Source organism: Citrobacter sp. CK188, assembly GCF_030333525.1.
GTDB lineage: Bacteria > Pseudomonadota > Gammaproteobacteria > Enterobacterales > Enterobacteriaceae > Citrobacter_B > Citrobacter_B koseri.
Window position 1 is genome coordinate 42,473 of sequence record NZ_JAOWFU010000001.1, and the last position, 19,175, is coordinate 61,647.

A 19,175-nucleotide genomic window follows, 5' to 3' on the forward strand; every position below is an offset into this window, starting at 1 on the left:
TGACCGCCCTGTCATCGCTGTTCTGATTGCCGGGTGGCGCTACGCTTACCCGGCTTACATGGAATCAGGAGCTTTTCTTCTCGCGGCTATGCAGGCCACGTTTCTCCAGACCACGGTAAATCAGCTGCTGCTGGATGATGGTTACCAGGTTGCTGACGATATAGTACAGCACCAGACCTGACGGGAACCACAGGAAGAATACCGTGAAGATGACCGGCATAAAGGTCATGATCTTCTGCTGCATCGGGTCGGTCACGGTGGTCGGAGACATCTTCTGGATGAAGAACATCGTCACGCCCATCAGGATCGGCAGGATGTAGTACGGGTCCTGTGCGGACAAGTCATGGATCCACAGTGCGAACGGCGCATGACGCAGTTCAATGGAGCCCATCAGCATGTAGTACAACGCCAGGAAGATAGGCATCTGGATGATCAGCGGGAAGCAGCCGCCCAGCGGGTTAACCTTCTCAGCTTTGTACAGAGCCATCATTTCCTGGCTCTGACGCTGTTTGTCATCGCCCAGACGCTCGCGCATAGCCTGAATCTTCGGCTGTAGCATACGCATCTTCGCCATGGAGGTGTACTGCGCTTTCGTCAGCGGGTACATGATGCCACGAACGATAAAGGTGATAACGATGATGGAGAAGCCCCAGTTACCCAGGAAGCTATGAATCCATTTCAGCAGTTTGAACAGCGGCTGAGAGATGAACCACAGCCAACCGTAATCAACGGTCAGATCCAGGTGCGGTGCAACGGCCGCCATTTTATCCTGAATTTCCGGGCCAACCCACAGGGTGCTGGTCATGGCACCAGTCTGACCCGGCTGTACCAGAACCGGCTGAGATTTATAGCCGATAGCGGCAATGCCGTTACCCAGATTAGCGGTATAGAAGTTATTGGTGCCGTCGTTACGTGGAATCCATGCCGTTGCGAAGTACTGCTGCAACATGGCGACCCAACCGCCGTTGGAGCTGACGTTCAGGTTTTCGTTATCGGCAATGGTGTCGAATTTGTATTTTTCGTACTTCTCATCCGGCGTAGAGTACGCCGCGCCACGGAAGGTATGCAGTGCAAAGTTGCTGCTACCGGTGTCGCGATGAGACGGCAGATTGATGGATTGCTTCAACTGACCAAAGGTGGAGATCTCCAGCGGTTTCTCACCGGCGTTCTGCACGCTGTAGTTGACGTTGACCGCATATTCACCGCGTTTGAGGACAAACGTTTTGGTGAAGGTGTTGCCAGCGGCGTCAGTCCAGGTCATCGGAACATGCAGTTCGTTCTGGCCATCCGCGAGGACAAACGTGTCGTTATCGACGCTGTACAGCGGACGCGGGCCGTTAGCCGGGTTATCCGGGCCATCACGACCGGTCAGGCCGCTTTGCGCCTGGTAGATAAACTGCGGAGTCGTTTCCAGCAACTGGAACGGTTCTTTAGAACCCAACTCTTTCGGGTAAGTTGGCAGCAAGGCCTGCTCAACATCACCGCCACGGGTGTTGATGGTCAGATCAAGCACGTCGGTCTTAACCGTAATCAGTTTCCCCTGGCCACTGGCCGGTACGCCCTGGTCGGCGGCGCTACCCGCTGCGGTGGTCGTTGTCTGCGTGGTCTGTTGGGTCTGAGGCTGCGGATTTTTATCCTGCTCCCAGGCTTGCCAGATCATGAAAGACACGAACAGCAAAGCGATGACTAAAAGATTGCGTTGCGAATCCATCGTTAGTGTTCTCTGGTATCAAATGGTCCGGGCGGGACGGGATCGTCACCACCAGGGTGTAAAGGGTGGCATTTTAATACGCGTTTCACCGTCAACCAACTGCCTTTTATCACTCCAAACCTGCGCAATGCCTCAATTCCGTAGCTTGAGCAGGTTGGCGTGAAACGGCAATGCGGCCCAAGCAGCGGACTGATCAGGCGTTGATAGACCCGTATAAGGGCTATCAGGACCCGCGAGCCAGGCGACAGTGGCGGCGCCATAATTTTTCCAACGCTTCCGAGAGAGCACGGTTATCGAGGTCGGCAACCCCTTTTTTCGCCACCACCACGAAATCCATTGCAGGGAGTTCATGTTGACGCAGACGGAAGCTTTCACGCGTCAGACGTTTAATCCGATTGCGTTCATGCGCGCGTCGAACGTTTTTCTTGGCGACGGTTAGACCGATGCGGGGATGCCCCAGCGAATTCAGGCGGCCGAGAATGGTGATTTGCGGCGTGCCAGCCCGTTGTGGCTGCTGGAAGACAAATGTGAAATGACTGGGAGTTAACAAACGTAACTCCCTGGGAAATGCGAGCTTAACCACTCAGGGGTTAGCTTTTATTACTTGGAAACGGTCAGACGAGCGCGGCCTTTAGCACGACGACGTGCCAGAACCTGACGACCATTTTTAGTAGCCATACGAGCACGGAAGCCGTGAGAACGGTTGCGCTTCAGTACAGACGGTTGAAAAGTGCGTTTCATGGCGATTTCTACCTAAACTTGAATAAATTCACTGACTTTTGCGTATACCCGAACGATTATCGAACGACTTACGCCTCAGCGTGGGTGATTAAAGAGGCCGGATTGTAATAATTGTACACTCCAGAGTCAATTCTCTTTCCTTAAAACCCTGCGTTTTTCCGCACCTTTTCGCGCGAAAAACAAGCAGCGCTAACGCCGTACGATGGGCATTGTACAACGGGTGGAGGATTATACGGACTGCCGGGCAAAGCGCAAGGATCGCACGGGATCTTTATTAGATCGTTTAAGGCGCTTAATGTCTTTACTCATTAATTTTTTCAATATGCGCGCGAAATCGTGCAGCACTTCGCCTGGATCGTTTACACTTACCCGGTTCTGGATCATCCTGTGGATAAATCGGGAAGAATCTGTGAGAAACAGAAGATCTCTTGCTCAGTTTAGGCTATGATCCGCGGTCCTGATCGTTTCAACGGATCCTGATCGGGTAAAATTGCAGATAGCAATTCGCACGTCACCCTTTTATGCACAGGGTCTTTTCGACGTGCGTCAACAATCATGAATGTTTCAGCCTTTGTCATTTATCGACTTTTGTTCGAGTGGAGTCCGCCGTGTCACTTTCGCTTTGGCAGCAGTGTCTTGCCCGATTGCAGGATGAGTTACCAGCCACAGAATTCAGTATGTGGATACGCCCGTTGCAGGCGGAACTGAGCGATAACACGCTGGCTTTGTATGCGCCAAACCGTTTTGTGCTCGATTGGGTAAGAGACAAGTACCTCAATAATATCAATGGACTGCTGAATAATTTCTGCGGAGCGGATGCCCCACAACTGCGTTTTGAGGTCGGGACGAAACCCGTCACTCAAACGCTCAAAACGCCGGTCAACAATGTTGTTGTGCCTGCGCAGGTCGCTCAGGCGCAGCCACAGCGTGCGGCGCCAGCCGCGGCGCGCCCGGGCTGGGATAACGTGCCGGCTCCGGCAGAACCGACCTACCGCTCTAACGTCAACGTGAAACACACGTTTGATAACTTCGTCGAAGGTAAATCCAACCAACTGGCGCGCGCGGCGGCGCGTCAGGTGGCGGACAACCCTGGCGGCGCCTACAATCCCTTGTTCCTCTACGGCGGCACCGGTCTGGGTAAAACTCACCTGTTGCATGCGGTGGGCAACGGCATTATGGCGCGCAAACCGAATGCGAAAGTGGTGTATATGCACTCCGAGCGCTTTGTGCAGGACATGGTTAAAGCCTTGCAAAACAACGCGATCGAAGAGTTTAAACGCTACTACCGTTCCGTTGACGCACTGCTTATTGATGACATTCAATTCTTCGCCAATAAAGAACGATCCCAGGAAGAGTTTTTCCACACCTTTAACGCCCTGTTAGAAGGGAATCAGCAGATCATTTTGACGTCGGATCGTTATCCAAAAGAGATTAATGGCGTCGAAGATCGTCTGAAATCCCGCTTCGGTTGGGGGTTGACGGTGGCGATCGAACCGCCTGAGCTGGAAACCCGCGTGGCGATCCTGATGAAAAAAGCGGACGAAAATGATATTCGTTTGCCTGGTGAGGTGGCGTTCTTTATTGCCAAGCGACTACGCTCTAACGTGCGTGAGCTGGAAGGGGCGCTGAACCGCGTGATCGCTAACGCTAACTTTACCGGACGCGCTATCACTATCGACTTTGTGCGTGAAGCGCTGCGCGATCTGCTGGCGTTGCAGGAAAAGCTGGTCACCATCGACAATATCCAGAAGACGGTGGCGGAGTATTACAAAATTAAAATCGCGGATCTGCTTTCCAAGCGTCGATCTCGCTCGGTAGCGCGCCCGCGTCAGATGGCTATGGCGCTGGCAAAGGAGCTCACCAACCACAGTCTGCCGGAAATTGGCGACGCGTTTGGTGGACGTGACCACACTACCGTACTTCATGCCTGCCGTAAGATTGAGCAACTGCGTGAAGAAAGCCATGATATTAAAGAAGATTTCTCAAACTTAATCAGAACATTATCTTCGTGACGCTATGAAATTTACCGTTGAACGTGAACATTTATTAAAACCGCTTCAGCAGGTCAGTGGCCCGCTGGGCGGTCGTCCTACGCTGCCCATTCTCGGTAACCTGCTGTTGCAGGTGGCTGACGGTACGCTGTCGCTGACGGGCACCGATCTTGAAATGGAAATGGTGGCGCGCGTTGCGTTGATTCAACCTCATGAACCAGGCGCAACTACCGTCCCGGCGCGGAAATTCTTTGATATCTGCCGTGGCTTGCCGGAAGGGGCTGAAATTGCCGTCCAGCTGGAAGGCGATCGGATGCTGGTGCGCTCCGGGCGTAGCCGTTTCTCGCTTTCCACGCTGCCTGCCGCCGATTTCCCTAATCTGGATGACTGGCAGAGCGAAGTCGAATTCACCCTGCCGCAGGCAACGATGAAGCGCCTGATTGAAGCCACCCAGTTCTCAATGGCGCATCAGGACGTTCGTTACTACTTAAACGGCATGCTGTTTGAGACTGAAGGTGAAGAGTTGCGTACCGTCGCGACCGACGGTCACCGTCTGGCGGTCTGCTCTATGCCGGTCGGGCAATCTCTGCCTAACCATTCGGTGATTGTGCCGCGTAAAGGCGTGATTGAGCTGATGCGTATGCTCGACGGCGGCGAAACCCCGCTGCGCGTACAGATCGGCAGTAACAACATCCGCGCCCACGTCGGTGATTTTATCTTTACGTCCAAGCTGGTTGATGGTCGTTTCCCGGATTATCGCCGCGTATTGCCGAAGAACCCGGACAAAACGCTGGAAGCGGGTTGCGATATTCTCAAGCAGGCGTTTGCCCGCGCGGCGATTCTCTCCAACGAGAAATTCCGTGGCGTACGCCTGTATGTGAGCGAAAACCAACTCAAAATCACCGCCAACAACCCGGAACAGGAAGAAGCGGAAGAGATTCTGGACGTCACCTACGGCGGTACTGAGATGGAGATCGGCTTTAACGTCAGCTACGTGCTCGATGTGCTGAACGCGCTGAAATGTGAAACCGTGCGTATTCTGCTGACAGACTCCGTTTCCAGCGTACAGATTGAAGATGCGGCGTCTCAAAGTGCTGCGTATGTTGTGATGCCAATGAGACTGTAATGTCGCTCACCCGCCTGTTGATCCGCGACTTTCGCAATATTGAAAATGCGGATCTCGCTTTATCCCCCGGCTTTAACTTCCTGGTTGGCGCAAACGGTAGCGGCAAAACCAGCGTGCTGGAGGCTATCTATACGCTCGGCCACGGCCGGGCGTTTCGCAGTTTGCAGATTGGCCGCGTCATTCGTCATGAGCAGGAGTCGTTTGTCCTCCACGGACGTTTGCAAGGGGAAGAGCGCGAAACCGCTATCGGCCTGACGAAAGACAAGCTGGGCGACAGCAAAGTGCGCATCGACGGCACCGACGGCCACAAAGTGGCGGAGCTGGCGCACCTGATGCCGATGCAGTTGATTACCCCTGAGGGGTTTACTTTACTCAACGGCGGCCCCAAATACAGAAGAGCGTTCCTTGACTGGGGATGCTTTCACAACGAAGTCGGTTTTTTTACCGCCTGGAGCAACCTGAAGCGGTTGCTCAAGCAGCGCAACGCGGCGCTGCGCCAGGTAAGCCGTTATGAACAATTGCGTCCGTGGGATAAGGAGTTGATTCCTCTCGCGGAACAAATCAGTACCTGGCGTGCTGAGTACAGTGCTGGTATTGCGCAGGATATGGCGGATACCTGCCAGCAATTTCTACCGGAGTTCTCCCTCACCTTCTCTTTTCAGCGCGGTTGGGAAAAAGAGACGGATTATGCCGAGGTGCTGGAGCGGAGCTTCGAACGCGATCGCATGTTGACCTACACTGCGCATGGCCCGCACAAAGCGGATTTCCGCATTCGTGCTGACGGTGCGCCGGTGGAAGATACCTTATCGCGTGGGCAGCTTAAACTGCTGATGTGCGCTTTACGACTGGCGCAAGGGGAGTTCCTCACCCGTGAAAGCGGGCGGCGGTGTCTCTACCTGATAGATGATTTTGCCTCTGAACTTGATGATGCGCGTCGCGGGCTGCTGGCCAGCCGCTTGAAAGCGACGCAATCACAGGTCTTTGTCAGCGCAATCAGCGCTGAACACGTTCTGGACATGTCGGACAAAAATTCGAAGATGTTCACCGTGGAAAAGGGTAAAATAACGGATTAACCCAAGATAAATTGAGCGAGAAACGTTGATGTCGAATTCTTATGACTCCTCCAGTATCAAAGTCCTGAAAGGGCTGGATGCGGTGCGTAAGCGCCCGGGTATGTATATCGGCGACACGGATGACGGCACCGGTCTGCACCACATGGTATTCGAGGTGGTAGATAACGCTATCGACGAAGCGCTCGCGGGTCACTGTAAAGACATTATCGTCACCATTCATGCCGATAACTCCGTATCCGTGCAGGATGACGGGCGTGGCATCCCGACCGGTATTCACCCGGAAGAGGGCGTTTCTGCTGCGGAAGTGATCATGACCGTGCTGCACGCGGGCGGTAAATTTGACGATAACTCCTATAAAGTGTCCGGCGGTCTGCACGGCGTGGGTGTTTCCGTGGTTAACGCCCTGTCCCAGAAACTGGAACTGGTTATCCAGCGCGATAACAAAATCCACCGTCAGATCTATGAGCATGGCGTACCGCAGGCGCCGCTGGCGGTGACTGGCGAAACTGATAAAACCGGTACGATGGTGCGTTTCTGGCCGAGCCTGGAAACCTTCACCAACGTCACCGAATTTGAATACGAAATTCTGGCTAAGCGTCTGCGTGAGCTGTCCTTCCTGAACTCCGGCGTCTCTATTCGTCTGAAAGACAAGCGCGACGGCAAAGAAGACCATTTCCACTACGAAGGCGGCATCAAAGCGTTTGTTGAGTACCTCAACAAGAACAAAACGCCGATCCACCCGAATATCTTCTACTTCTCCACCGAAAAAGACGGTATCGGCGTGGAAGTGGCATTGCAGTGGAACGACGGTTTCCAGGAAAACATCTACTGCTTTACCAACAACATTCCGCAGCGTGACGGCGGTACGCACCTTGCAGGCTTCCGTGCGGCGATGACCCGTACCCTGAACGCCTATATGGATAAAGAAGGCTACAGCAAGAAAGCCAAAGTCAGCGCCACCGGCGACGATGCGCGTGAAGGCCTGATTGCCGTGGTTTCCGTGAAGGTGCCGGACCCGAAATTCTCCTCCCAGACTAAAGATAAACTGGTCTCTTCCGAGGTGAAATCGGCGGTGGAACAGCAGATGAACGAGCTGCTGAGCGAATACCTGCTGGAAAACCCGTCCGACGCTAAAATCGTGGTCGGCAAAATTATCGATGCGGCGCGTGCGCGTGAAGCCGCGCGTCGTGCGCGTGAAATGACGCGTCGTAAAGGCGCGCTGGATCTGGCGGGTCTGCCGGGTAAACTGGCGGATTGTCAGGAACGCGACCCGGCGCTGTCTGAACTGTACCTTGTGGAAGGGGACTCCGCGGGCGGCTCTGCTAAACAGGGTCGTAACCGCAAGAACCAGGCGATTCTGCCGCTGAAGGGTAAAATCCTCAACGTGGAGAAAGCGCGCTTCGACAAGATGCTCTCTTCCCAGGAAGTGGCGACGCTGATCACCGCGCTGGGCTGCGGCATCGGTCGTGACGAGTACAACCCGGATAAACTGCGCTATCACAGCATCATCATCATGACCGATGCGGACGTCGACGGCTCGCACATCCGTACGCTGCTGTTGACCTTCTTCTATCGTCAGATGCCGGAAATCGTCGAGCGCGGTCACGTCTATATTGCGCAGCCGCCGCTGTACAAAGTGAAGAAAGGCAAGCAGGAACAGTACATTAAAGACGATGAGGCAATGGATCAGTACCAGATCTCCATCGCTCTGGATGGCGCAACGCTGCACACCAATGCCAGCGCACCGGCACTGGCGGGCGAAGCGTTAGAAAAACTGGTTTCTGATTACAACGCGACGCAGAAAATGATTGGCCGCATGGAGCGTCGCTTCCCGAAAGCGCTGCTGAAAGAGCTGGTTTATCAGCCGACGCTGACGGAAGCCGATCTTAGCAACGAACAGGCTGTCACCCGTTGGGTGAACGCGCTGATTACCGAGCTGAACGAGAAAGAGCAGCACGGCAGCCAGTGGAAGTTTGACGTTCGCGAGAACGCCGAACAGCAGCAGTTCGAACCGATTGTTCGCGTGCGTACCCACGGCGTGGATACCGACTATCCGCTGGATCACGAGTTTGTTACCGGCGGCGAATACCGTCGCATCTGCACGCTCGGTGAGAAGCTGCGCGGTCTGATCGAAGACGATGCGTTCATTGAACGCGGCGAGCGCCGTCAGCCGGTTGCGAGCTTCGAGCAGGCGCTGGAGTGGCTGGTGAAAGAGTCCCGTCGTGGCCTGGCGATTCAGCGCTATAAAGGTCTGGGCGAGATGAACCCGGATCAGCTGTGGGAAACCACGATGGACCCGGAAAGCCGTCGTATGCTGCGCGTCACCGTGAAAGATGCGATTGCCGCCGACCAGCTGTTCACTACGCTGATGGGCGATGCTGTTGAACCGCGTCGCGCCTTTATCGAAGAGAACGCCCTGAAAGCGGCAAACATCGATATCTAATCAGCTTGTAGGCCTCTCCTGTAGGCCTGATAAGCGAAGCGCCATCAGGCAGTTCATCAGCCTAAGCTGCCGGATGGCGGCTTAGGTCTTATCCGGCCTACAACCGAGCTGCAAAAGGGGAATCCCGGTTCCCCTTTCCATCCCCCTTTTCGTTGCTGTTTTTTGAGCGGAATCGCGTTAGCATGAGGACGGACTCATTTAATCCGGGGAACTCATGGCTATCAAACTCATTGCTATCGATATGGATGGCACCCTTTTGCTGCCCGATCACACCATTTCACCTGCGGTAAAAACGGCGATTGCCGCCGCGCGCGCCCGTGGCGTTAACGTGGTGCTGACCACTGGCCGTCCGTATGCGGGTGTCCATAGCTATCTGAAAGAGCTTCACATGGAACAACCCGGCGACTACTGCATCACCTACAATGGCGCGCTGGTGCAGAAAGCGGGCGATGGCAGTACCGTTGCGCAAACGGCGCTGAGCTATGACGATTACCGCTTTCTGGAGAAGTTGTCCCGCGAAGTCGGCTCACACTTCCACGCGCTGGATCGCAACACGCTGTACACCGCAAACCGTGATATCAGCTACTACACCGTACATGAATCCTATGTCGCCACCATTCCGCTGGTGTTCTGTGAAGCGGAGAAAATGGACCCGGCAACGCAGTTCCTGAAAGTGATGATGATTGATGAACCCGTCATCCTTGATCAGGCCATTGCGCGTATTCCGGCGGAAGTAAAAGAGAAATATACCGTGTTAAAAAGTGCGCCGTACTTCCTCGAAATCCTGGATAAACGCGTCAATAAAGGCACTGGCGTGAAGTCGCTGGCCGATGCGCTGGGGATCAAGCCGGAAGAAATCATGGCGATTGGCGATCAGGAAAACGACATCGCGATGATCGAATATGCAGGCATGGGGGTGGCGATGGACAACGCGATTCCGTCGGTGAAAGAGGTGGCCAATTTTGTCACTAAATCCAACCTGGAAGACGGTGTGGCATACGCAATTGAGAAATTTGTGCTGAATTAAGTGGCTGGCCTGGATTAATCCGGCAAAACAGACGTTCCGTAACCCGCCTCTGCTGCGGGTTTTTTTACGCCCTCATTTTCCCTTCATAACATTCCCATTACCGATTGTCGTTTTTGTGATCTAAATTGTAGTACAACAAATTTGTGTTGTACTACATTATCAACACGGCAACGATGAATGACATCACGTTAGTACTACAAAGTTGAGGCGAATTTCAGCGGTAACGGTAAAGTAGAGCGGTACATACAGAGCACAAGGACTCTCCATGACCCTCAATAAAACCGATCGCATCGTCATCACGCTGGGAAAACAGATTGTCAGCGGCAAGTACGTACCGGGTTCGGCACTGCCTGCGGAAGCGGATCTGTGTGAGGAGTTTGAAACCTCGCGCAACATCATTCGCGAAGTGTTCCGTTCGCTGATGGCGAAGCGGCTCATTGAAATGAAGCGTTATCGCGGAGCGTTTGTCGCACCACGAAACCAGTGGAACTACCTCGATACCGACGTGCTGCAATGGGTGCTGGAAAACGATTATGACCCGCGGCTGATCAGCGCGATGAGTGAAGTCCGTAACCTGGTGGAACCTGCTATTGCGCGCTGGGCGGCGGAACGCGCGACGTCGAGCGATCTGGCCGAAATTGAGTCGGCGCTCAATGACATGATCGCCAACAACCAGAACCGGGATGCCTTCAACGAAGCGGATATTCGCTATCACGAGGCGGTATTGCAGTCGGTACATAACCCGGTTTTACAACAGCTTAGTGTGGCGATCAGTTCGCTACAGCGAGCGGTGTTTGAACGAACCTGGATGGGTGATGAGGCCAACATGCCAAAAACGCTCCAGGAACATAAGGCGCTATTCGATGCGATACGGCATCAGGATGGCGATGCGGCAGAGCAGGCGGCCTTAACGATGATCGCCAGCTCGACACGAAGGCTCAAGGAAATCACATGACAGCTCGCTACATCGCAATTGACTGGGGATCGACCAATTTGCGCGCCTGGCTTTACCAGGGCGACAAATGCCTGGAGAGCAGGCAATCAGAAGCAGGCGTAACGCGTCTGAAGGGTAAATCTCCTGAAGCGGTGTTAGCAGAAGTGACGCAAAACTGGCGCGACAGCGCCACTCCCGTGGTTATGGCGGGAATGGTCGGCAGCAATGTGGGCTGGAAAATCGCCCCCTATCTGCCGGTTCCTGCCCATTTCTCTGCCATAGGCGAGCAGTTAACCTCCGTTGGCGACAAGATCTGGATTATTCCCGGACTCTGTGTCTCACGCGACGATAACCATAATGTGATGCGCGGCGAAGAGACACAGTTGCTTGGCGCCCGCACGCTTTCTCCTTCTTCTGTCTATGTGATGCCCGGTACGCACTGTAAATGGGTACGGGCTGATAACGCGCAAATTCACGATTTTCGCACCGTGATGACGGGTGAATTACACCATCTGTTGCTGCGTTATTCACTGGTTGGCGCAGGGTTGCCTGAACAGGAAACCTCGCCTGTCGCCTTTACTGCTGGGCTGGAGCGTGGTCTCGCTACCCCCGCCATCCTGCCGCAACTTTTTGAGGTTCGCGCCTCGCACGTCCTGGGAACACTCCCGCGCGCGCAGGTGAGTGAATTTTTATCCGGTCTGTTGATTGGCGCTGAAGTCGCCACCCTTAGCGAAAGCTTTGACGCCCGGCAGATCACCATTGTTGCCGGAGACGCGCTGGCGGAACGCTACCAGCAGGCGTTCAGCGCCATTGGCCGTCATGCAACCGTCGTTTCCGGTGAGAAGGCATTTCAGGCAGGAATAAGGAGCATCGCTCATGCAGTGGCAAACTGATCTTCCGCTTATTGCGATATTACGTGGCGTGACGCCCGATGAAGCGCTGGCGCATGTTGGCGCGGTCATCGAGGCTGGCTTTGATGCGGTGGAAATCCCGCTTAACTCCCCGCAGTGGGAAAAAAGTATCCCGGCGATAGTGGATGCGTATGGCGATAAGGCGTTGATCGGCGCGGGCACCGTACTTCAGCCTGATCAGGTAGACCTGTTAGCGCAAATGGGCTGCAAGCTGATCGTCACGCCAAATATTCAGCCCGAGGTGATTCGTCGCGCGGTGAGTTATGGCATGACCGTATGCCCTGGATGCGCGACCGCCAGCGAGGCCTTTACCGCGCTGGATGCGGGTGCGCAGGCGCTGAAAATATTCCCCTCATCGGCATTTGGCCCGGACTACATCAAAGCGCTGAAAGCGGTGCTTCCGGCTGATGTCCCGGTGTTTGCCGTGGGGGGCGTGACGCCGGAAAACCTGGCGCAATGGATTAACGCGGGTTGCGCAGGCGCCGGGCTGGGCAGCGATCTCTATCGCGCCGGGCAGTCCGTTGAGCGTACCGCGCAGCAGGCGACGGCATTTGTTAAAGCGTATCGAGAGGCAGTGAAATGAAAATAACCAAAATCACCACGTACCGTTTACCCCCGCGCTGGATGTTCCTGAAAATCGAAACGGATGAAGGCGTGGTTGGCTGGGGCGAACCGGTTATAGAAGGGCGCGCGCGTACCGTCGAAGCGGCGGTTCATGAGTTTGGCGACTATCTGATCGGTCAGGACCCGGCGCGTATCAACGATCTGTGGCAGGTGATGTACCGCGCCGGTTTTTATCGCGGCGGCCCAATAATGATGAGCGCCATCGCCGGTATCGACCAGGCGCTGTGGGATATCAAAGGCAAAGTGCTGAACGCGCCGGTATGGCAACTGATGGGCGGTTTGGTTCGCGACAAAATTAAAGCCTACAGCTGGGTGGGCGGCGACCGTCCGGCGGAAGTGATCGACGGCATCAGGAAACTGCGCGCTATTGGCTTCGACACCTTCAAACTGAACGGTTGTGAAGAGATGGGCGTGATTGATAATTCACGCGCGGTGGATGCAGCAGTCAATACCGTAGCGCAAATCCGTGAGGCTTTTGGTAACGAAATTGAATTTGGTCTCGACTTCCACGGTCGTGTCAGCGCCCCGATGGCGAAGGTATTAATTAAAGAGCTGGAACAATATCGTCCGCTGTTTATTGAGGAGCCGGTGCTGGCGGAGCAGGCGGAATATTATCCGAAGCTGGCGGCGCAGACGCATATTCCGATTGCCGCAGGCGAGCGCATGTTCTCACGCTTTGAGTTTAAACGCGTGCTGGAAGCGGGCGGGCTGGCGATTCTGCAACCGGATCTGTCGCACGCTGGCGGTATCACCGAATGCTACAAAATCGCCGGGATGGCGGAAGCCTACGACGTGGCGCTGGCGCCGCACTGTCCGCTGGGGCCGATTGCGCTGGCAGCCTGTCTGCATATCGACTTCGTATCGCGCAATGCGGTATTCCAGGAGCAGAGCATGGGCATTCACTACAACAAAGGCGCGGAGCTGCTCGACTTCGTGAAAAACAAGGACGATTTCAGTATGGAAGGCGGCTTCTTTAAACCGTTAACTAAACCGGGCCTTGGCGTGGACATTGACGAAGCTAAAGTCATTGAACTGAGTAAAAACGCGCCGGACTGGCGCAACCCGTTGTGGCGTCATGAAGATGGCAGCGTAGCGGAATGGTAATCGCCATCCCGTAGATCCGGTAAGCCACCGGGCAAAAACCTTACATACAAAAATATAACCCTCTGTAAATTACAGGGCATGGTGAGCGGTCTCGCTATGCCCAAAATCTGGAGACAGATTGCGATGGATATTTCAGTTACAGCTGCAAAACCCGGGCGTCGTCGTTATCTGACGCTGATTATGATCTTTATTACCGTGGTTATTTGTTATGTTGACCGCGCGAACCTCGCCGTGGCGTCGGCGCATATTCAGGAAGAATTCGGCATCACCAAAGCGGAAATGGGCTACGTCTTTTCGGCTTTTGCGTGGCTTTATACGCTATGCCAGATTCCTGGCGGCTGGTTCCTTGACCGTGTGGGATCGCGACTGACCTACTTTATCGCTATTTTGGGCTGGTCTGTTGCAACGCTATTTCAGGGGTTCGCCACCGGATTAATGTCGCTGATTGGTCTTCGCGCCATCACCGGGATTTTTGAGGCGCCCGCATTTCCGACCAATAACCGGATGGTTACCAGCTGGTTCCCGGAGCATGAGCGCGCCTCCGCCGTCGGTTTCTACACCTCCGGGCAGTTTGTCGGCCTGGCGTTTCTGACGCCGCTGCTGATTTGGATTCAGGAGATGCTGAGCTGGCACTGGGTGTTCATCGTTACCGGGGGAATCGGGATTATCTGGTCGCTAATCTGGTTCAAGGTTTATCAGCCGCCGCGCCTGACCAAAAGCATCAGCCAGGCTGAGCTGGACTATATTCGCGATGGCGGCGGTCTGGTGGACGGCGATGCGCCAGTCAAAAAAGAGGCGCGTCAGCCACTGACCAAAGCTGACTGGAAACTGGTGTTTCACCGCAAACTTGTCGGGGTCTACCTGGGGCAATTTGCGGTTACTTCTACGCTGTGGTTCTTCCTGACCTGGTTCCCGAACTATTTAACCCAGGAGAAAGGGATCACCGCCCTGAAGGCAGGTTTTATGACGACCGTACCGTTCCTTGCCGCTTTCTTTGGGGTGCTGCTCTCCGGCTGGCTGGCGGATAAGCTGGTGAAAAAAGGGTTCTCGTTGGGTGTTGCGCGTAAAACGCCTATTATCTGCGGGCTGCTGATTTCTACCTGCATCATGGGGGCGAACTACACTAACGATCCCGTATGGATTATGACTCTGATGGCGCTGGCGTTCTTCGGCAATGGTTTTGCGTCTATCACCTGGTCACTGGTCTCTTCACTCGCACCGATGCGTCTGATTGGCCTGACCGGCGGCGTGTTTAACTTTGTTGGCGGACTGGGCGGCATCACCGTGCCGCTGGTGATTGGCTACCTTGCGCAGGATTATGGCTTTGGCCCGGCGCTGGTCTATATCTCCGCTGTTGCCCTGATTGGCGCGCTCTCTTATATCCTGCTGGTCGGCGACGTTAAACGGGTAGGCTAATTTCTTCCAATGCTATACCCTGATGCGAAAACCGCGCATCAGGGTATCTCCATGAAACAAATCACTTTCGCTTCGCGTCATCATCAGCTTACGAATACCAACACCTGGACGGCGGACAGCCAGTGGCTGGTTTTTGATGTGCGTCCGTCAGGCGCCTCGTTTACCGGTGAGACGATTGAGCGCGTCAACGTACGGACTGGCGAGATTGAGGTCATTTATCGCGCTACGCAGGGCGCGCACGTTGGCGTGGTGACTGTTCATCCACAAGACGATCGCTATGTGTTCATTCATGGCCCGGAGAACCCGGACGAGACGTGGCGTTATGATTTCCACCATCGTCGCGGCGTGATAGCGGCGCAAAACCGCGTGACGAATCTGGATGCAATGGACATCACCGTGCCGTATACGCCCGGCGCGTTGCGCGGCGGCAGCCATGTGCATGTGTTCAGTCCGAACGGCGAGCGTGTCAGCTTCACCTATAACGACCATGTACTGCGTGAGCGCGATCCGGCGCTGGACTTGCGTAACGTCGGCGTTGCGGTGCCGTATGGCCCGGTTACGGTAGCGGTTCAGCATCCTCGGGAGTACAGCGGCAGCCACTGGTGCGTGTTAGTGAGCCAGACCACGCCGGCGCCACGGCCGGGCAGCGATGACATTAACCGCGCCTACGAAGAGGGTTGGGTGGGCGATTATGCGCTGGCGTTTATTGGCGATACCTTGTCGGCGAAGGGTGAAAAAGTGCCGGAGCTGTTTCTGGTGGCGTTGCCGCAGGATGAAAAAGGCTGGAAACAGGCAGGCGATATGCCGCTGACCGGAACAGAATCAACGCTGCCAGCGCCGCCTGCGGGCGTTGTTCAGCGCCGTCTGACCTTTACGCATGATCGCGCTTTCCCTGGGCTGGTAAACGTTCCGCGCCATTGGGTGCGGAGTAACCCGCAAGCCACGGACATTGCGTTTTTGATGCGCGATGATCGCGGTATTGTTCAGCTCTGGCTGATCCCGGCGCAGGGGGGAGAGCCGCGCCAGCTTACGCATAACGCGACCGATATTCAGTCAGCGTTCAACTGGCACCCGTCAGGCCGGTGGTTGGGGTTTGTGCTGGAAAACCGCATTGCCTGCTGCGACGCGCAGAGCGGAGCAATCGCCTTTTTAACGGCGAGTCATGACAGCCCGCCTTCAGCGGACGCCGTTGTTTTTTCGCCGGATGGAGCGTTAATCGCGTGGATGGAAGAGGTTGACGGTTTCCGCCAGCTTTGGGTGACGGAAACCGAACGATAAATCAGTGAGCGGGCATTCTTGCCGGGGGGATAACGGCGTTGGTCATCTTTGTTTTCTCCTCGCTCTTTTCCACTCGCGACTTCACTGAGCTGTCTGTGCGGAAGAAGTCCCACGGCAAGAGTATCGTATCCATGACGGCGGTAAAGGGCATATCCAGGATTGCCAGCGATTTGGTGCCCCAGTTTGTATCACTGCTGCCGATCATTTCGGCGCTGGCGCGTGTGCCGGGGTAGGTCCCCTCTTTGCCGCCGGTATGTGACATTACGCTGGAGCAGCCACCCAGTAAAACCAATCCACTGCACATCATCAGCGTTAACAACACATTTTTTATCATGATTTATTCATCTGTTGATTATCGGTGTTTGCATGATGAGTTATAGCGATCCGTCGCGAAAAATAACATCACCATCACGTTGCACTGTGGCGCTTATCGCACTTTAACAATGTGTGCTGTTCACCCAGTCTATGCGATAGACAACAAACTGCAAAAAAAGTCCCCTGCAAGCGCTTGAAAAGTTCATTTCCAGACCCATTTTTAGGGTGTAGGCAAATAAAGAGCACGCCTGATGGGTGTTCTGGCTACCTGACCTGTCCATGATGGAAGGTCCACTATTCTCGCTGATTTCAGGAGCTATTCATTATGCGTAACTTTGACTTATCCCCGCTGTACCGTTCTGCCATTGGTTTTGATCGTCTGTTTAACCTTTTAGAAAACAACCAGAGCCAGAGTAATGGCGGTTATCCTCCGTATAACGTCGAACTGGTGGATGAAAACCATTACCGCATTGCGATTGCCGTTGCAGGCTTTGCGGAAAGCGAACTGGAAATTACTGCTCAGGATAATCTGCTGGTGGTAAAAGGCGCTCATGCGGATGAGCAAAAAGAACGTACCTATCTCTACCAGGGCATCGCAGAGCGTAACTTTGAACGCAAATTCCAGTTAGCAGAGAACATTCATGTTCGCGGCGCTAACCTGGTGAATGGTCTGCTGTATATCGACCTGGAGCGCGTGATTCCAGAAGCGAACAAACCGCGCCGTATCGAAATTAACTGATTCAGTCAGGTCGCCGTTGGCGGCCTGTTATCCCCGTGCTCGCCGTCAGGGAGCATATGCGAATCTGAGGATTCGCTGGCAATAATATACCCTAAATAATTTGCGTCGCAGGAAGGCGGCAAGCAAGCAAATCCCCGGGAGCGTACAAAAGTACGTGACTGGGGTGAGCGAGCGCAGACAACGCATCTGCGGCGTGAAGTATGACGGGTATTACTCGCTTCTTAGAAGGAGATGATTATCATGCGTAATTACGATTTATCCCCACTGCTGCGTCAATGGATCGGTTTTGACAAACTGGCCAACGCCCTGCAAAACACCGGCGAAAGCCAGAGCTTCCCGCCCTATAACATTGAAAAAAGCGATGACAACCACTACCGCATTACCCTCGCGTTAGCCGGTTTCCGTCAGGAAGATCTGGATATTCAACTGGAAGGCACGCGCCTGACCGTAAAAGGCACGCCAGCGCAGCCGGAAAAAGAAACCAAATGGTTGCATCAGGGGCTGGTGACACAGCCATTCAGTCTGAGTTTTACTCTGGCAGAAAATATGGAGGTCAGCGGCGCGACCTTCACCAATGGGTTATTGCACATTGATTTAACCCGCAACGAGCCGGAAACCATCGCTCCGCAGCGTATCGCCATTAGCGAACGTCCCGCGTTAAATAGCTAATCCAGGACTACCTGTAGGCCGGATAAGGCGTAGCCGCCATCCGGCAAATCGCCCCGCCAGCAATGACGGGGCATTTTTGTGCGTGAAAGCACACTAAATCACGTTGTTGTAATAGATGTTTTACTGTAAGAATATCCAGTACAAAAGCTCTTTAACGAAGGAATGTTTTTATGAGTGAGCATCAACCATTTGAAGTAATGAAACAGCTTGATGATCAGGGTATTGAGTTTTGGTCAGCGCGCGCACTGGCTAAGGCTCTTGAATATTCAGAGTATCGACATTTTGTACCCGTGCTGAAAAAAGCTGTGGAATCATGCCGTACCAGCGGCCAGTTAGCCTGCGACCATTTCGAGGAGCTCCTCGCTATGGTACGGATTGGTTCCGGTGCGTGTCGGGAACTGAAAGATATGAAGTTATCCCGCTACGCCTGCTATCTGGTCGTTCAGAATGGGGACCCTTCAAAACCCGTCATTGCGGCAGGGCAAACGTACTTTGCCATTCAAACCCGACGCCAGGAATTGGCCGATGATGCCGCTTTTAAGTCCTTGCGCGAAGATGAAAAGCGCCTGTTTTTACGCAATGAACTGAAAGAACATAATAAGCATCTGGTTGAAACTGCTCAGCAGGCTGGTGTCGAGACCACTTTTGACTTTGCTATCTTCCAGAACCATGGCTACAAGGGGCTGTATGGTGGTTTGGATCAGCGAGCCATCCATGAACGTAAGGGATTGAAGAAAAACCAAAAAATACTCGACCATATGGGCTCAACTGAACTGGCGGCGAACCTTTTTCGGGCGACTCAAACGGAAGAAAAGCTGCGTAGGGATTCTGTTAATACGAAGCAGCAGGCCAACCAAACGCATTACAATGTCGGGCGTAAAGTCCGCCAGACCATCGAGGATCTGGGGGGAACAATGCCTGAAGCGCTGCCTTTACCAGAAAAAAGCATTCAGCAACTTCAGATTTCTATTAAGAAAAAGACCTGAAACGCCCTTGCGACGGGCATCTCAGGGACGTTGTAACGTGATAATGTGCGCCATGCTGCATATATGCCTGAACGGTTCAGTCATAAT

20 protein-coding genes and 1 other annotated feature are annotated in these 19,175 nt (G+C 54.2%); of the genes, 14 read left to right on the forward strand and 6 right to left on the reverse strand.

What is annotated here, in order from left to right:
- Positions 1-64 precede the first annotated feature (64 nt).
- The 5 genes from yidC to OGV67_RS22125 form a co-directional block, all read right to left on the reverse strand.
- Positions 65-1,711 carry a membrane protein insertase YidC gene (gene yidC, locus OGV67_RS00200; RefSeq protein WP_012000810.1) on the reverse strand — a complete coding sequence of 549 codons (1,647 nt, stop codon included), beginning with the start codon at positions 1,709-1,711 and terminating at the stop codon, positions 65-67.
- Between the two features lie 2 nt (positions 1,712-1,713).
- Positions 1,714-1,971 (reverse strand): membrane protein insertion efficiency factor YidD, encoded by a 258-nt coding sequence (yidD, locus tag OGV67_RS00205; RefSeq protein ID WP_001307474.1) that lies wholly within the window; start codon positions 1,969-1,971, stop codon positions 1,714-1,716.
- Positions 1,935-2,294, reverse strand: coding sequence for a ribonuclease P protein component (gene rnpA, locus OGV67_RS00210; protein WP_012000809.1), 360 nt, complete (start codon positions 2,292-2,294; stop codon positions 1,935-1,937). Before rnpA ends, yidD begins: the two co-directional genes overlap by 37 nt.
- A 17-nt stretch (positions 2,295-2,311) precedes the next feature.
- Positions 2,312-2,452: a 50S ribosomal protein L34 gene (gene rpmH, locus OGV67_RS00215; protein WP_000831330.1), complete on the reverse strand. Its 141-nt coding sequence runs from the start codon at positions 2,450-2,452 to the stop codon at positions 2,312-2,314.
- A 228-nt stretch (positions 2,453-2,680) separates the two neighbouring features.
- Positions 2,681-2,836 (reverse strand): hypothetical protein, encoded by a 156-nt coding sequence (locus OGV67_RS22125; RefSeq protein ID WP_419180120.1) that lies wholly within the window; start codon positions 2,834-2,836, stop codon positions 2,681-2,683.
- A gap of 224 nt (positions 2,837-3,060) precedes the next feature.
- On the opposite strand from OGV67_RS22125, the gene dnaA reads away from it, so the two are divergent.
- The 11 genes from dnaA to OGV67_RS00270 all read left to right on the forward strand — a co-directional run bounded on the left by dnaA (position 3,061) and on the right by OGV67_RS00270 (position 16,379).
- Positions 3,061-4,464, forward strand: coding sequence for a chromosomal replication initiator protein DnaA (gene dnaA, locus OGV67_RS00220; protein WP_114848141.1), 1,404 nt, complete (start codon positions 3,061-3,063; stop codon positions 4,462-4,464).
- Positions 4,465-4,468: 4 nt separating this feature from the next.
- Positions 4,469-5,569, forward strand: a complete 1,101-nt coding sequence (gene dnaN / locus OGV67_RS00225) for a DNA polymerase III subunit beta (protein WP_012000806.1) — start codon at positions 4,469-4,471, stop codon at positions 5,567-5,569.
- Positions 5,569-6,642 carry a DNA replication/repair protein RecF gene (gene recF / locus OGV67_RS00230; protein WP_012000805.1) on the forward strand — a complete coding sequence of 358 codons (1,074 nt, stop codon included), beginning with the start codon at positions 5,569-5,571 and terminating at the stop codon, positions 6,640-6,642. Before dnaN ends, recF begins: the two co-directional genes overlap by 1 nt.
- 28 nt (positions 6,643-6,670) lie before the next feature.
- Entirely contained in the window at positions 6,671-9,085 is a 2,415-nt protein-coding gene (gene gyrB, locus OGV67_RS00235; protein ID WP_012000804.1) for a DNA topoisomerase (ATP-hydrolyzing) subunit B, read from the forward strand.
- 214 nt (positions 9,086-9,299) lie between these two features.
- Positions 9,300-10,112 (forward strand): sugar-phosphatase, encoded by an 813-nt coding sequence (yidA, locus tag OGV67_RS00240; RefSeq protein WP_012000803.1) that lies wholly within the window; start codon positions 9,300-9,302, stop codon positions 10,110-10,112.
- A gap of 265 nt (positions 10,113-10,377) precedes the next feature.
- The gene (dgoR, locus tag OGV67_RS00245; RefSeq protein WP_049008770.1) at positions 10,378-11,067 is read left to right on the forward strand and encodes a D-galactonate utilization transcriptional regulator DgoR; all 690 of its coding nucleotides are present in this window, start codon (positions 10,378-10,380) and stop codon (positions 11,065-11,067) included.
- Positions 11,064-11,939, forward strand: a complete 876-nt coding sequence (locus tag OGV67_RS00250) for a 2-dehydro-3-deoxygalactonokinase (RefSeq protein ID WP_049008769.1) — start codon at positions 11,064-11,066, stop codon at positions 11,937-11,939. The genes dgoR and OGV67_RS00250 overlap by 4 nt, the downstream gene beginning before the upstream one ends.
- Positions 11,923-12,540: a 2-dehydro-3-deoxy-6-phosphogalactonate aldolase gene (locus tag OGV67_RS00255; RefSeq protein WP_104867979.1), complete on the forward strand. Its 618-nt coding sequence runs from the start codon at positions 11,923-11,925 to the stop codon at positions 12,538-12,540. The genes OGV67_RS00250 and OGV67_RS00255 overlap by 17 nt, the downstream gene beginning before the upstream one ends.
- On the forward strand, positions 12,537-13,685 hold the full coding sequence (dgoD, locus tag OGV67_RS00260; RefSeq protein WP_049008765.1) for a galactonate dehydratase: 1,149 nt from the start codon (positions 12,537-12,539) through the stop codon (positions 13,683-13,685). The genes OGV67_RS00255 and dgoD overlap by 4 nt, the downstream gene beginning before the upstream one ends.
- A 78-nt stretch (positions 13,686-13,763) precedes the next feature.
- Positions 13,764-15,101 (forward strand): MFS transporter, encoded by a 1,338-nt coding sequence (locus tag OGV67_RS00265; RefSeq protein ID WP_075203724.1) that lies wholly within the window; start codon positions 13,764-13,766, stop codon positions 15,099-15,101.
- A 51-nt stretch (positions 15,102-15,152) separates the two neighbouring features.
- Positions 15,153-16,379: a YidR family protein gene (locus OGV67_RS00270; RefSeq protein WP_115614285.1), complete on the forward strand. Its 1,227-nt coding sequence runs from the start codon at positions 15,153-15,155 to the stop codon at positions 16,377-16,379.
- Between the two features lies 1 nt (position 16,380).
- Here the strand turns inward: OGV67_RS00270 and OGV67_RS00275 are convergent, their stop codons facing one another.
- Positions 16,381-16,713, reverse strand: a complete 333-nt coding sequence (locus tag OGV67_RS00275; RefSeq protein WP_012000796.1) for a YceK/YidQ family lipoprotein — start codon at positions 16,711-16,713, stop codon at positions 16,381-16,383.
- Between the two features lie 240 nt (positions 16,714-16,953).
- Positions 16,954-17,026 (forward strand) — a sequence feature (ROSE (Repression Of Heat Shock gene Expression) occurs in the 5'-region of heat shock genes and acts as an RNA thermometer to modulate expression.).
- Here OGV67_RS00275 and ibpA point away from each other — a divergent pair.
- The 3 genes from ibpA to dinD all read left to right on the forward strand — a co-directional run bounded on the left by ibpA (position 17,020) and on the right by dinD (position 19,088).
- Positions 17,020-17,433 carry a small heat shock chaperone IbpA gene (ibpA, locus tag OGV67_RS00280; RefSeq protein WP_006687722.1) on the forward strand — a complete coding sequence of 138 codons (414 nt, stop codon included), beginning with the start codon at positions 17,020-17,022 and terminating at the stop codon, positions 17,431-17,433. (Overlaps the previous feature by 7 nt.)
- Before the next feature lie 240 nt (positions 17,434-17,673).
- A complete protein-coding gene (ibpB, locus tag OGV67_RS00285) occupies positions 17,674-18,102 on the forward strand; it encodes a small heat shock chaperone IbpB (RefSeq protein ID WP_047460126.1) in 429 nt (142 codons plus the stop codon).
- A 170-nt stretch (positions 18,103-18,272) separates the two neighbouring features.
- Positions 18,273-19,088 carry a DNA damage-inducible protein D gene (gene dinD / locus OGV67_RS00290; RefSeq protein WP_115614286.1) on the forward strand — a complete coding sequence of 272 codons (816 nt, stop codon included), beginning with the start codon at positions 18,273-18,275 and terminating at the stop codon, positions 19,086-19,088.
- The last annotated feature ends 87 nt before the right edge of the window (positions 19,089-19,175 follow it).

Bases quoted from the DNA above. Each gene is read 5' to 3' on its own strand.
- OGV67_RS00270 (WP_115614285.1), top strand. From the start codon at position 15,153: ATGAAACAAATCACTTTCGCTTCGCGTCATCATCAGCTTACGAATACC.
- recF (WP_012000805.1), top strand. From the start codon at position 5,569: ATGTCGCTCACCCGCCTGTTGATCCGCGACTTTCGCAATATTGAAAAT.
- dgoR (WP_049008770.1), top strand. From the start codon at position 10,378: ATGACCCTCAATAAAACCGATCGCATCGTCATCACGCTGGGAAAACAG.
- yidD (WP_001307474.1), bottom strand. From the start codon at position 1,971: ATGGCGCCGCCACTGTCGCCTGGCTCGCGGGTCCTGATAGCCCTTATA.
- ibpB (WP_047460126.1), top strand. From the start codon at position 17,674: ATGCGTAATTACGATTTATCCCCACTGCTGCGTCAATGGATCGGTTTT.
- gyrB (WP_012000804.1), top strand. From the start codon at position 6,671: ATGTCGAATTCTTATGACTCCTCCAGTATCAAAGTCCTGAAAGGGCTG.
- OGV67_RS00250 (WP_049008769.1), top strand. From the start codon at position 11,064: ATGACAGCTCGCTACATCGCAATTGACTGGGGATCGACCAATTTGCGC.
- yidA (WP_012000803.1), top strand. From the start codon at position 9,300: ATGGCTATCAAACTCATTGCTATCGATATGGATGGCACCCTTTTGCTG.
- OGV67_RS22125 (WP_419180120.1), bottom strand. From the start codon at position 2,836: ATGATCCAGAACCGGGTAAGTGTAAACGATCCAGGCGAAGTGCTGCAC.
- OGV67_RS00255 (WP_104867979.1), top strand. From the start codon at position 11,923: ATGCAGTGGCAAACTGATCTTCCGCTTATTGCGATATTACGTGGCGTG.
- OGV67_RS00275 (WP_012000796.1), bottom strand. From the start codon at position 16,713: ATGATAAAAAATGTGTTGTTAACGCTGATGATGTGCAGTGGATTGGTT.
- OGV67_RS00265 (WP_075203724.1), top strand. From the start codon at position 13,764: ATGGTGAGCGGTCTCGCTATGCCCAAAATCTGGAGACAGATTGCGATG.
- yidC (WP_012000810.1), bottom strand. From the start codon at position 1,711: ATGGATTCGCAACGCAATCTTTTAGTCATCGCTTTGCTGTTCGTGTCT.
- dgoD (WP_049008765.1), top strand. From the start codon at position 12,537: ATGAAAATAACCAAAATCACCACGTACCGTTTACCCCCGCGCTGGATG.
- rpmH (WP_000831330.1), bottom strand. From the start codon at position 2,452: ATGAAACGCACTTTTCAACCGTCTGTACTGAAGCGCAACCGTTCTCAC.
- dinD (WP_115614286.1), top strand. From the start codon at position 18,273: ATGAGTGAGCATCAACCATTTGAAGTAATGAAACAGCTTGATGATCAG.
- ibpA (WP_006687722.1), top strand. From the start codon at position 17,020: ATGCGTAACTTTGACTTATCCCCGCTGTACCGTTCTGCCATTGGTTTT.
- dnaN (WP_012000806.1), top strand. From the start codon at position 4,469: ATGAAATTTACCGTTGAACGTGAACATTTATTAAAACCGCTTCAGCAG.